The organism is Amycolatopsis azurea DSM 43854 (assembly GCF_001995215.1).
Taxonomy (GTDB): Bacteria; Actinomycetota; Actinomycetes; order Mycobacteriales; family Pseudonocardiaceae; genus Amycolatopsis; species Amycolatopsis azurea.
In genome coordinates, this window is sequence record NZ_MUXN01000008.1 from 126,572 (window position 1) to 138,699 (window position 12,128).

The 12,128-nt window shown below is 69.0% G+C and carries 13 protein-coding genes; 4 read left to right on the plus strand and 9 right to left on the minus strand.

Annotated elements, in window-relative coordinates:
- Positions 1-16: 16 nt before the first annotated feature.
- Positions 17-610, minus strand: a complete 594-nt coding sequence (locus B0293_RS12415; RefSeq protein ID WP_039919432.1) for a TetR/AcrR family transcriptional regulator — start codon at positions 608-610, stop codon at positions 17-19.
- Between the two features lie 84 nt (positions 611-694).
- Between B0293_RS12415 and B0293_RS12420 the strand changes: the two genes are divergently transcribed.
- The 3 genes from B0293_RS12420 to B0293_RS12430 are packed head-to-tail and all read left to right on the plus strand — an operon-like array spanning position 695 to position 3,104.
- Complete coding sequence (locus B0293_RS12420) at positions 695-1,096, plus strand: MerR family transcriptional regulator (RefSeq protein WP_005165508.1); 402 nt, start codon at positions 695-697, stop codon at positions 1,094-1,096.
- Positions 1,093-2,076, plus strand: coding sequence for an aldo/keto reductase (locus B0293_RS12425; RefSeq protein ID WP_005165507.1), 984 nt, complete (start codon positions 1,093-1,095; stop codon positions 2,074-2,076). Before B0293_RS12420 ends, B0293_RS12425 begins: the two co-directional genes overlap by 4 nt.
- Before the next feature lie 26 nt (positions 2,077-2,102).
- Positions 2,103-3,104, plus strand: a complete 1,002-nt coding sequence (locus B0293_RS12430; RefSeq protein ID WP_005165505.1) for an aldo/keto reductase — start codon at positions 2,103-2,105, stop codon at positions 3,102-3,104.
- Positions 3,105-3,152: 48 nt separating this feature from the next.
- Here the strand turns inward: B0293_RS12430 and hisS are convergent, their stop codons facing one another.
- The 8 genes from hisS to B0293_RS12470 form a co-directional block, all read right to left on the minus strand.
- On the minus strand, positions 3,153-4,439 hold the full coding sequence (gene hisS / locus B0293_RS12435) for a histidine--tRNA ligase (RefSeq protein WP_005165504.1): 1,287 nt from the start codon (positions 4,437-4,439) through the stop codon (positions 3,153-3,155).
- Between the two features lie 36 nt (positions 4,440-4,475).
- Positions 4,476-4,865, minus strand: a complete 390-nt coding sequence (locus B0293_RS12440) for a hypothetical protein (protein WP_005165503.1) — start codon at positions 4,863-4,865, stop codon at positions 4,476-4,478.
- A gap of 325 nt (positions 4,866-5,190) precedes the next feature.
- The gene (locus B0293_RS12445; RefSeq protein ID WP_005165501.1) at positions 5,191-6,390 is read right to left on the minus strand and encodes an amidohydrolase family protein; all 1,200 of its coding nucleotides are present in this window, start codon (positions 6,388-6,390) and stop codon (positions 5,191-5,193) included.
- Complete coding sequence (locus B0293_RS12450; RefSeq protein ID WP_005165499.1) at positions 6,387-7,520, minus strand: MAB_1171c family putative transporter; 1,134 nt, start codon at positions 7,518-7,520, stop codon at positions 6,387-6,389. The genes B0293_RS12445 and B0293_RS12450 overlap by 4 nt, the downstream gene beginning before the upstream one ends.
- A complete protein-coding gene (locus B0293_RS12455; protein WP_005165497.1) occupies positions 7,517-8,038 on the minus strand; it encodes a hypothetical protein in 522 nt (173 codons plus the stop codon). The genes B0293_RS12450 and B0293_RS12455 overlap by 4 nt, the downstream gene beginning before the upstream one ends.
- A complete protein-coding gene (locus B0293_RS12460; protein ID WP_005165494.1) occupies positions 8,035-8,427 on the minus strand; it encodes a helix-turn-helix domain-containing protein in 393 nt (130 codons plus the stop codon). The genes B0293_RS12455 and B0293_RS12460 overlap by 4 nt, the downstream gene beginning before the upstream one ends.
- A gap of 403 nt (positions 8,428-8,830) precedes the next feature.
- Positions 8,831-9,283: a flavodoxin family protein gene (locus tag B0293_RS12465; RefSeq protein ID WP_005165492.1), complete on the minus strand. Its 453-nt coding sequence runs from the start codon at positions 9,281-9,283 to the stop codon at positions 8,831-8,833.
- A gap of 2 nt (positions 9,284-9,285) precedes the next feature.
- On the minus strand, positions 9,286-10,923 hold the full coding sequence (locus tag B0293_RS12470; RefSeq protein ID WP_005165490.1) for a phospho-sugar mutase: 1,638 nt from the start codon (positions 10,921-10,923) through the stop codon (positions 9,286-9,288).
- 29 nt (positions 10,924-10,952) lie between these two features.
- Here B0293_RS12470 and B0293_RS12475 point away from each other — a divergent pair, with 29 nt between their 5' ends.
- Positions 10,953-12,107, plus strand: a complete 1,155-nt coding sequence (locus B0293_RS12475) for a glycosyltransferase (protein ID WP_005165489.1) — start codon at positions 10,953-10,955, stop codon at positions 12,105-12,107.
- Positions 12,108-12,128: the final 21 nt, after the last annotated feature.

The following is a 12,128-nucleotide window of genomic DNA, read 5'->3' on the forward strand; positions in this document are numbered from 1 at the left end:
GCCCGCTAAACGCAGGTCAGCGGCGCAGCCAGCCGGAGGCGTTCGCCCGCAGCGCGGTTTCGTAGGCCGCGCTCACGGTGAACTCCTCCGGCAGGTTCCCGTTCAGCTCCAGTGACACGAGCCCGTGCACGAAGCCCCAGCAGGCCACGGTGACGACCTCGGGCGGCACGTCGAGGAAGACGCCGTCGGCGACGGCGGCGCGGATCGTGTCCTCCAGCGGCGCCATCGTCGCGCGAGCCTGGCCGGACGTCTCCTCCGCCGGTTCGAAACCCGGCACCGACTTCGTGAACATGATGGCGTAGAGGTGCGGATCGGCCAGCGCGCTTTCGCGGTACGCGACGCCGAGCCGGACGAGGTCCTCGACCGGGTCGCCCGTCCGCGAGACGCCCGACATCCGGAGCCCGAAGCGGCGGAAGCCCTCGACGAAGAGGGCGCCGACCAGATCCGTCTTCCCGCCGAAGAGCGAGTAGACCGCGGTGGTGGACGTACCGACGTCGGCGGCGAGTTTGCGGAGGCTGAGGGCCTTCGGTCCGTCGGCCGAGATGAGCTCACCGGCACGGTCCAGCAGTTTCAGCCGGAGGTTCTCGTCGTGCGTCCTGGGGCGGGGCATGATCACAGAGTATCGCAACGCTGTTATCAATCGCGCGGATTCGGAGTTGACCTGGAGCGCACTCCAGGTCGTACTGTCGTTCACATGAGCTACTCGATAGCGGAAGCCGCGCGACGTAGCGGACTGTCCATCGACACTCTCCGGTACTACGAGCGCATCAAACTCGTCGAGCCTCCGGCGCGGGACGCCGCGGGGCGCCGCGCCTACACCGACGACGACCTCGGGTGGCTGGGGTTCCTGACCAAGCTGCGCCTGACCGGCATGCCCATCAAGCGCATGCGGGAGTACGCGTCGCTGCGCCACCACGGAGCGGCGAGCGCTGGGCGGCGCAAGTCGATCCTCGTCGACCAGCGCACCTCCGTCGCCGAGAGGATCGCCGAGCTGCAGGCCTGCCTCGACATCCTCGACTACAAGATCGACCACTACGACCAGGTGGAACGCAAGGTGCTCGGCACCGGAGCCACCGTGGAGGGAATTTCAGCGTGATCAGCACCAGGAGGCTCGGGGGTCTGGAAGTCGGGGCGCAGGGGCTCGGCTGCATGGGGATGAGCCAGGCGTACGGCGTCCGGAACGACGACACGGAGTCGATCGCCACCGTCCACCGCGCCCTCGAACTGGGCGTGACCCTGCTCGACACCGCGAACGTCTACGGCGCCGGCGCGAACGAGGAGCTGGTCGGCCGGGCCATCGCGGGCAAGCGGGACCAGGTCGTGCTGGCGACCAAGTTCGGCATCGTCTGGGACAAGGACGGCGGGATGTCGGCCCGCGGCGACGCGGCGTACGTCAAGCAGAGCTGCGAACAGTCCCTTCGACGGCTGAACGTCGACCACATCGACCTCTACTACCAGCACCGCGTCGACCCGGACACGCCGATCGAGGAGACCTGGGGAGCGCTCGCGGAGCTGGTCGAGGAGGGCAAGATCCGCTTCGCCGGGATCTCCGAGGCCAGTGCCGAGACGATCCGCCGTGCGCACGCCGTCCATCCCGTGACGGCGCTGCAGAGCGAATGGTCGCTGTGGACGCGCGGAATCGAAGGCGAAATCCGTTCCACCACCCGCGAACTGGGGATCGGCGTCGTGCCGTTCTCGCCGCTCGGCCGCGGTTTCCTCACCGGCAGCGTGACGTCGGTGAAGGACCTTCCGGAGGACGACATGCGCCGCGGGCTGCCCCGGTTCGCCGAGGGCAACTTCGAGCGCAACATGGCGATCGTCGAGGCGCTGCGTGCGCTGGCCGAGCAGAAGGGCGTCACCGCCGGACAGCTGGCGCTGGCGTGGGTGCAGGCACAGGGTGAGGACGTCGTGCCGATCCCGGGCACGAAGCGGCGCAAGTACCTCGAAGAGAACGCCGCCGCCGCGGAGCTGGAACTGTCCGAAGTGGACATCGAGGCCATCGAGAAGGCCGCGCCCGTCGAGGCGATCGCCGGCGAACGCTACCCGGAGCGGCTCGCCCGCGCGGCCGGCAAGTAAAACCCGAAGAATCACTGGAGAAAATCATGACGGGTTCCACCCTGCCCGCACGCAGGCTCGGCACGCTGGAAGTCGGCGCGCAGGGGCTCGGCTGCATGGGCATGAGCGAGTTCTACGGCCAAGGTGACGACACCGAATCCATCGCGACCGTCCACCGCGCGATCGACCTCGGCGTGACCCTGTTCGACACCGCCGACATGTACGGCTTCGGCCGCAACGAAGAACTGGTCGGCCGCGCGCTGGCCGGCAAGCGGGACAAGGTCGTGCTGGCGACCAAGTTCGGCATCGTGCGCGACGAGGCCGACCCCTCGAAGCGCGGCATCCGCGGCGACGAATTCTATGTACGGCAACAGGTCGAGGCGTCGCTGCGTCGGCTGAACGTCGATCACATCGACCTCTACTACCAGCACCGCGTCGACCCGAACGTGCCGATCGAGGAGACCGTGACCGCGCTGTCGTCGCTCGTCGAGCAGGGGAAGATCCGGCACATCGGGTTGTCCGAGGCCGGTCCGGAGACGATCCGGCGGGCGCACGCCGTGCATCCGGTGACGGCGGTGCAGACGGAATGGTCGTTGTGGTCGCGCGACATCGAGAACGAGGTCGTCCCGGTCTGCCGTGAGCTCGGCATCGGGCTGGTGCCGTATTCCCCACTGGGGCGCGGTTTCCTCACCGGCCGCTTCAAGTCCAAAGAGGACTTCGCGGAGGGCGACTTCCGGCAGGCGGTCCAGCCGCGGTTCGCCGACGGAAACCTGGAGCGGAATCTGGCGATCGTCGAGGCGCTGCGTGCGCTGGCAGAGCAGAAGGGCGTCACCGCCGGACAGCTCGCGCTGGCGTGGGTGCAGGCACAGGGTGAGGACGTCGTGCCGATCCCGGGCACGAAGCGGCGCAAGTACCTCGAAGAGAACGTCGCGGCCGTCGGTCTGAAGCTGACCACCGAGGACGTGGCCGCGGTCGAGGCGGCGGTCCCGGCCGACGCTGTCGCGGGGGAGCGTTACACCGAAGAGTCCATGAAGATGCTGTCACGCTGAGAACGACAAAGCCGGCGCCCTGGTCCAGGGCGCCGGCTTTTTTCGTTGTCAGAGAAGGGAATTGACCGCCGTGACGACACCGTCGACGGCGACCGTCTGCTGCTCGCGGGTCGCGAGACCGCGGACCGTCACGTTCCCGGCGTCCCAGTCCTCCTGGCCGACGATCACCACGGCCCGGGCCCCGGCCTTGTCGGCCCGGGTGAGTTCCTTGCCCAGCTTGCGCAGCTCGACGGGCGTGGACGTGCGCAGACCGGCCTTCCGAAGCCGCCCCGCGACCTCGCGCGCGGCGTCGGTGAGCTCCTCGACCACCGGGATCACCACGACGTCGGCCTCGCTGCGCGGCTTCGGTGTCAGGCCGTGGGTGTCGAGGAAGTCGATCAGCGTGACGTCGCCCATGCCGAAGCCGATCCCGGGGATCTGCTGCGACGTGAACAACGACGCCAGGTCGCTGTACCGGCCGCCGCCGAAGAGGGCCCGGCGGTTCTCCGGAGAGGTGTCGAAGACCTCGAACACGGTCGACGTGTAATACGCGAGCCCGCGCACGATCATCGGGTCGAACTTGATCAGGTTCGCGGCGCCGCTGTTCAGCACCTTCACCAGGTTCGAGTTCTCCTTGACCTGCTCGGGCAGTTCGTCGAGCAGCGCGGTGCCGGACGACAGGATCTCGGCCAGCTTCTCGAACTGCTTCTCGGTCAGGCCGATCTCGGTCGCGGTGTCGCTCAGCTTCGTGCGGTCCGACTTCTCCCAGCGGTCCACCAGGGTGAACACCTGCGGCAACTGCTCCGCGGTCACGCCGACGATGTCGGTGAGCGCCGAGGAGAGCAGGTTCCGGTCGTTGGCGCGCACCTGGAACATGTCCGGGGTCGCCCCGAGCGCGGTCATCATGTCGTGGATCAGCTCGAAGATCTCGATCTCGCAGTTCGCGCTGTCCGAACCGAAGATGTCCGCGTTGATCTGCCAGTGCTCGCGGACCCGTCCACGCTGCGGCCGCTCGTAGCGGTGGCAGTTCGGGTGGCTGTACCAGCGCACCGGGAACTGCAGCGCTTTGGCGTTGCCCGCGATCATCCTGGCGACCGACGGGGTCATCTCCGGGCGCAGCGCCAGCCGCTCGCCGCCCTTGGTGGTCAGCGTGTACAGCTGCTGGTCCGCGATCTCCTGCCCGGACTTCCGCTCGTAGATCTCGGCGGGTTCGAGGATCGGCCCGTCGTAGCGGAGGAAACCCCGCAGTTCGAGCACGTCGTAGAGATGGCCGAACACCTGCGTCCGGACGGACATCTCGGCGGGCAGGAAGTCGCGGGTCCCCTTGGCGGGGGCTGTCGGCAGGTATTCAGGCACGTCAGCAAGCTTAACGAGCGGTCGCCGGCGCTTTTGTCAGGGGAAGGCCACCCCGTACGCGGTGGTCAGGATCGCGGCTCCGAGCAGGACGGCCCCGGCGCTGGTGACGCGTCCGCCGAGCTTGCCCTTGCCGGGCGCCAGGTGCAGGAAGAACCCGCCGGACTGGGCGAGCACGCCGAACAGCAGCAGGAAGCAGACGATCCACAACACGGTGTCCGGGAGTCCGGTCTGCCCGAGGATCTGGAGCGCGACCAGCGCCAGGACCAGCAGGACACCGGCGTGGGCGTGGCCGGCGCGGAACATCCCGCGCTGGTGTTCGGTCAGTTTCCTGTCGCGCAGCACACCCATCAGCACGTAGCCGCCGTACATCACCGTCGGCAGCGAAACGAGCGCGATGACGGTGAACAGTCTGATCGGGCCTTCCATGGTCTTTCCCTTCGCGGTGGAGGAGCGAAGACAAAGATAACACTGTTTTAAAACGATGTCACCAAACTTGGCGTCCCACTTTCGGGAGGTCGGTCGGGGTGGTCGTGAGTGGCGTTTCGGGTTCTAGCGGACTCGTATTTGCCTACCTGCGCCCCGCCCCAGCGGTCCCGGCCTAGCGGTTCCGGCGGCATCGAGTGTCGCGAAAGCCACTTTCGGGACACCAGACGTCCTGAAAGTGGCTTTCGCGACACGGCGCAGTGAGTCCGCTGAATGCCCGGGCTTCCGGACGGATCGGTCAGGTGGGTCGTGAGTGGTAAATGACGTTCTAACGCGACTTACCACTCACGACCACCCCGCGCGCAAGAATCAGGCGGAGGTTCCGGAGCGCGGAAAGATCGGCGAGCGGGTCGCCGTCGACCACCAGGACGTCGGCGCTCAGGCCGGGTGCGAGCCGGCCGGTGACGTCGCCGAGGCCGAGTCCGGCGGCGCTGTCCTCGGTCGCGATCTCGAGGATCCGCCGCCTGCCGAAACCGAGCCATTCGTAGAGTTCGAGTGCGCCGACCGGATCGTCGAAGACCGAACCGGGCAGTCCGGCGTCCGTGCCCGCCAGCAGCGGGACGCCCAGCTCCTCCAGCCAGGACAGCCTGCCGTAGACGGTCTTCGCGAGTTCCTCGCCCATGCGCTCGGCGAGCGTCCGCCAGTTGCGGCTGCTGGTCGAACACGCCGCGATGCCCTCGGCCGCCATGCGCTTGGCGACGTGTTCGCGCCGGTCCTGCCGCTGCGGACCGGTCATCCAGGTGCAGTGCTCGATCGTGGCCACGCCCGCCTCGACCGCCGTCTCGATCGCGTCGGCGCCGTGGGCGTGCGCCGCGACCGGAAGCCCGTGGGCCGCCGCGTGTTCGACGATCAGGCGCAGGGCCCGGATGTCGAACTGGGACTCCCACATGTCCGCGCCGCCCTCGGTGATCTGGCCGCCGCTGGCCATCACCTTGATCACGTCGGCGCCCGCGGCCGCGTTGGCGTCGATCATCGCCCGCACGGAGTCGTCGTCACCGACCACGCCGCCGAAGAAGTGGCAGTGTCCATTGAGGACGGTCAAAGGCGCCCCGGCGGTCAGCAGGCGCGGGGCGGCGGCGCCTTCGGCTTCGAGTTCGGCCCGGACGCGTGCGCCCAGGGCGTCGCGGTCGCCGAGGTCCCGCACGGTCGTGACGCCGCTGCGCAGCAACTGTCCCAAGCGGTCCTTGGCGCCCGCGCGGAGAGCGTCGTCCTCACTCGCCAGGAAGTTCGGCAGCATCTCGCGGGTGGCGTCGAAAGCCAGGTGCACGTGGGCGTTGAACAGGCCGGGCAGAAGTGTCGCGCCGGGGAAGTCGAGCCGTTCGGCGTCCGGTGACGCCTGCGCGACGACGTCGGCGCGCAGGCCCGCCGCGAGGATCCGGTCGCCCTCGACGAGCACGGCGCCGTCCGATACGGGCGTGCCGGGCCGCGGCAGGATCCGGTCCGCCGTCAGAAGAAGCTGCAAGGTCATGCCTCGTTCCGGGATACGGCGGCCGAAAGCGCGAGCAACGGCCGGACGTCGGATTCGATGTCCGCGGCGCCGCCCGGGAGCACGAGTTTCGCCCGCCCGTCGGTCTCCTCGCCCGCGGCCTGCCTGGCGATCGCCGACTTCAGCGCCTCCGCCGCCGCGCGCGGATCGTCGGCGGCCAGGGCGGTGAGATCCGTTTCCAGATAAGGACTCAGTTGCACGAGCCCGTCCCGGATCTCGATCACGCGGCGGTAGTACCGGCGGTGGACCGTGCGCGGACGCCACCGCTCCCACGCTCCCTGCGGGGTGGTCCGGAGCACGATGTTCGGGTAGATCCCCGCCAGCGCGGTCCACAGGGGCGTGAGCTGTTCGTGGTGCAGCCGATGCTGGCGACGGCGGCGCAGCGCGGCGAATCGCGCGCGGGCACCGGGGTAGGTGATGCCGGCGAGGAAGAGCACGATCCCGAGGAGTACCAACGGGACGGCGATGGTGAGCAGGAGCGGGATCGACGGCCCGAACGCCCAGGCGATCACGATGTAGAGCGCGCGGAAGACACTGCCCACCGAAAGGCTGATCAGCCCGGCGGCACTGAGTTTCAGCCCGGTCCGCAGATGGCGGTCCGCGGTGCGGATGTACCGGAAGATCCACCAGGCGCAGGCTGACAGGCCGTAGATCAGGTACAGCCCGGCGCCCAGGTAGAACAGCGCCACGCCGGGCTCGTGCACGAGTTTCGGGCTCAGTGCGAGTCCGCGTGCTTCCGGTGGGGTGACGGCCATCGCGACCAGCATCAGCGCGATCGCGCCGGACAGCGGGAGCAGTTCGAACAGGACCCGGCCCGGCCTGCGCGGGCCCAGCGCGGAGCCGAGGAAGACGATCAGCAGCGCGCAGACACCGATGGCGAGCAGGACGTTGTTGACCAGGCGTCCGGTGCCCTTGCCGGTGAGCCCGTCGAGCCAGCCGGAGATGACCTTCTGCTGGGCGAGGAAGGAACCGGCGACGCAGACGATCGTGATGGTGATCGCCCAGTTCGGCAGGACCCGGGGCGCGCGGTAGGTCTGGTAGATCCGCCAGGCGAGCGCGGTCGCGAACAGCGCCATCGCCACGACGTTGAGAGGGGAGAACAGTGAGTTCACAGCCACCCTTGATGGTCGCCCAGCGCGCCTTGGACGCGGCGGACGTCATCGTCGTCGGCGCGACGGGGAATCGTGTAGTTCAAGACCGACGCCCATTCGAGGATGATGGTCGCCACGGTCTCGGCTTCCCATTCGTGCGCCTCATCGTAGGAGGTGCGGCGTAAAGCGCGGTGGACGGCGTCGCCGTCGAGGCCGGGGGCGGGACCGCGCAGGAAATCGGCGGGTTCGGCGTCGCCGCCGGGATGGTGATCGGCGAGCATGTGCCCGAGTTCGTGCAGGATGATGTGGTCCTGATGGGACTTCGTGGTCTCCTGCTGGAAGAAGATGTAGTCCGCCGAACCGGTGGCGATCCAGCAGCCGAACGGACCGGGGACCTCCAGCGGATACGGCATCAGCCGGATCGGCCTGCCGCGCTGCTCGCCGAGCCGCTCGCAGAGCACCTCGACCTCGAGCGGCGGCTCGATGTCGAGCTTGTTCAGCATCTTGCGGCAGCGCTTGCGGAGCTCCCGTTCCTTCATCGGCGCTCGCCCGGCTGGTCGCGCTCGGCGCGTTCGTACCGCTCGACGAGTTCCAGCAGGTCCATCACCTGGCGACGGCCTTGCGGTGAGAGCTCCTGCGCGCGCATGGCCATGAGCTTCGCCTCCCCGGCGGGTTGCGCTTCCTGGTCTTCGAAGAAGTAGGTGATCGGGACGCCGAAAAGTCTGGCGAGGGCCTCGACGTAGTGGATCTTCGGGTTGATCCGCTTGCCCGTGGCGAGTTGCTGGAGGTACGCGGGTGACATGGCGGGCCCGCCGGCGCGATCGATCGCCGCGGACAACTCGCGGTAGCTGTGCGGCGCGCCTTCGTCCGCGCGTGCCGAGTCGATCAGCGCGCTCAGTTTTTGGGCGAAGGTCTGTTCCGGTGACATGATCCCCCCATCGGTTCCACAGCCCCGTTCCGTAGTCGGAGTGTAACGCGATCCAGCCTGTCCGCAGCTGTTGACAGCCCATGTATGCAGTGGTTTACAGTTGTCAAGCGGTTTCGTACCGTGTTCCGGCCTCTCGCTCCGGAATCCGTGCCCTGGGGGTGCACGGACAACGGAGTGAGGGGCGTTTTTCCGGGCGGGTGCACAAGATCGTGCCGGATGTAGTACGCTTGGGCAGCCAAGGTTGATCGCCGTCACGGCGAACCCTTGGCCTAGGCCTGTTGCCGGAGGTCGACCCCCAGGGCTTCCGGTGACAGGCCCCTTACTTTTTCAGCGCATTTCGTCCTCTGAATGCGGTAGTTCGCGTCGCCGACTACCGCATTCAGAGGACGAAATGCGTGGAGGGTCAGGGCATGAGGGTGGCGGCCAGGGTGCCGCCCAGTTCGAAACAGGCTTCCAAATCCGCTTTGCCCGGTTCTCCGGTGACGAGCACCGGAGAGGTCGCGCGTTCCCAGCCGAGACCGGTGGTGATGCCCTCGATTCCGCGCACGGTGCCCGCGGTGTCGTTGTTGCCGTGCACGAAGAACCCGAACGGCCTGCCCCGCGTGGAATCCAGGCACGGGTAATAGACGGTGTCGAAGAAATGCTTCAGCGCGCCGGACATGTAGCCGAGATTCGCCGGGGTGCCGAGCAGGTAGCCGTCCGCTTCGAGGACGTCGGGAACGGTCGCGCCCAGCGCCGCGCGCCGCACGACGTCGACGCCCTCGATGTCGGGATGGTTCGCGCCGGAGAGCACGGCTTCGAACATCGCTTGCGTCGAGGGCGACGGCGTGTGGTGGACGATCAGCAGCCGGGGCATCGTCAGGCCAGCCGGGACTCGATGTCGGCCCGCAGTGCGGCCAGCCGGGCGTTCGCGGCGGTGCGAGCCTCGGCGAGGTCTCCGGAGACCGGCTCCTTCACCTGGAGGTACGCCTTCAGCTTCGGCTCGGTCCCGGAAGGCCTGATGACGACGCGCAGGCCTTCGCCGGTCAAGCGGAGGACGTCGGCGTCGGGCAGGAGGTCCTCCATGGTGACGTCGATGCCGCCCAGGGACGCCGGGGGCTCGGCGCGCAGGCCGGCCATCAGCTTCTCCCGCACCGACAGATCGGTGACCCGCAGCGAGACCTGGTCCGTCACGTGCACGCCGTGCTTCACGGCCAGTTCGTCGAGGACGTCCAGCGGGCCGCGGCCCGCCGCGCGCAGGGAAGCGGCCAGCCCGGCGGCGAACACGGCGGCGGAGATGCCGTCCTTGTCGCGCACGAAACCGGGGTTCACGCAGAGGCCGAGCGCCTCTTCGTAGGCGAACACGAGACCCTCGCCCGCGCGGACCAGCCACTTGAATCCGGTCAACGTCTCCGCGTAGCGCGCGCCGAACGCCTTCGCGACCTCGCCGAGCATCGACGACGACACGATCGTGGTGGCCACCAGCGGATCGGTCGCGTCCACAGTGGACAGTACGTGCCAGCCGAGCAGGACGCCGGTTTCGTCGCCCCGCAGCATCCGCCACGAACCGTCCCGTTCGCGGACGCCCAGGGCGCACCGGTCGGCGTCGGGATCGAGCGCGATCGCCAGCCCGGCGTCCACTTCGGACGCCAGCGCCAGCAAAAGGTCCGTCGCGCCCGGTTCCTCCGGGTTCGGGAAGGAGACCGTCGGGAAGTCGGGATCCGGTGCCGACTGCTCGGCGACCAGGCTCAGCTCGGTGAAACCGGCGCGTTCGAACGCGGCGCGCAGGGTCTCGGCGCCGACACCGTGCAACGCCGTCGCGGCGACCTTGACCCCGCGTTCCGGGCCGCGCGGCAGAAGCGCGACCTTGGCGAGATACGCGTCCCGGAGTTCGTCGCCCAAGACCTCGGCGCCCGGCGCGCGCGGCACGCTGATCGCCGGGGGAGCGGCCTCGATGGCCTGCTCGATCAGGCCGTCCGACGGCGGGACGATCTGACCGCCCGTCGAGTCGTAAAGCTTGTAGCCGTTGTCGGCAGGGGGATTGTGCGACGCGGTGATCTGGATGCCCGCGACCGCGCCGAGTTCCAGCACGGCGAACGCGAGCACCGGCGTCGGCAGTGGTCCCGGCAGCACCTTCACCGCGAAGCCGGCGGCCGTCAGCACCTCGGCGGCGGCCTTGGCGAACGCCTCCGAACCGTGCCGCGCGTCGCGGCCGACCACCACGATTCCGCCCGAATGTCCTTGCGTGGCCAGCCAGTCCGCGACACCGGCCGTCGTGCGGGTGACGACCGCGACGTTCATCCCGTTGGGGCCCGCGCGCACCGGACCGCGCAGCCCGGCGGTGCCGAATTCGAGCGGGCCAGCCATCCGGTCCGCGAGTTCGGCCGCCGCGCCGTCTTCGCCGCCCATCGCTCGGGCGAGGATGTTCTGCAGCTCGACGCGGGAATCGTCGTCCGGGTCGTCGGCGATCCAGCGGAACGCCCGATCCCGCAGCTCCGGGGTCAAGGAAGTCGTCACCGAGTCAGCCTACGGGTACGTTGGAAAGGGTGCGATTGATCTTCACTTCTCTGGTGAGTCATGGTCATCTCTATCCCCTACTACCGCTCGCCGTCGCCGCTCGCGACGCCGGGCACGAAGTCCTGTTCGCCACCGGTGACGAGATGCTGCCGGTCGTCGAAAAAGCCGGTCTGGCCGTGGAAACCGCCGGATTCGGGCAGCGCGAGGCGTTCGCCACGATCCTCGGCCCCGACGCCCGGCCCAGCGCCGCCGACGCTCCGCCCGAATCGTTCTATCCCGTTATCGGGGAAGTGTTCGGAAATGTGCTGCCGAGGCGGTTCGTCGCCGATCTCACGCCGTTGTTCGAGCGGCACCGGCCGGATCTCGTCGTGTACGAGAGCGGCAACGCCGGCGGCGCCATCGCCGCCCGGCTGGCCGGCATCCCCGCGATCGGGCACGGTTTCGGCCGGTTCTCGCCGGGCGAGATCATCGACGTCATCAACGGCCGCCTCGCGGACTACGCGGCGGAGGTCGGTTTCGCGGGCGTGGACCTTCAGTCGTTCGGCGATCCGGTCGTCGACATCTGCCCGGAATCGGTGCAGTCGCCGGACTTCCTGGCGGGCGCGAACAGGATCCCGTTGCGACCCGTCGGCTGGTCCGAGCCCGGAGATCTCCCGGCGGGCGTGGCCGGACGAGACAAGAGCCGTCCGCTGATCTACCTCACCCTCGGCACCGCGTTCGGTGACGAAGACGTGCTCAAGCGGGCCATCGGCGGCCTGGCGCGGATCGACGCGGACGTCGTCGTCGCGGCCGGTCCGACGGTGGATCCGGCGGGGCTGGGCGACGTCCCCGGCAATGTCCGTGTCGAGGCGTGGGTGCCGCAGGCCGATCTCCTGCCGCATGTCGACCTCGTGGTCCACCACGGTGGGAGCGGGACGACGCTGGGCGCGTTCGGCGCCGGGCTGCCGCAGCTGGTGCTTCCGCAGGGGGCGGACCAGTTCACGAACGCCGAGGCCGTCGTCACTGCGGGGGTGGGCGCGCAGTTGATCGGGGGCGACGCCACCGCGGACGCCATTCACGAGCGGGCGCGCGAACTGCTCACCGGCGACGCCGTCCGCGGCGCGGCGCGGAAACTCGCCGAGGAGGTCGCCGCGATGCCGTCGCCCGCGGAGGTCGCCCGGCGGCTTCCCGAATTCGCGGGCTGAGAAGTACATGAAGGCCCCCTT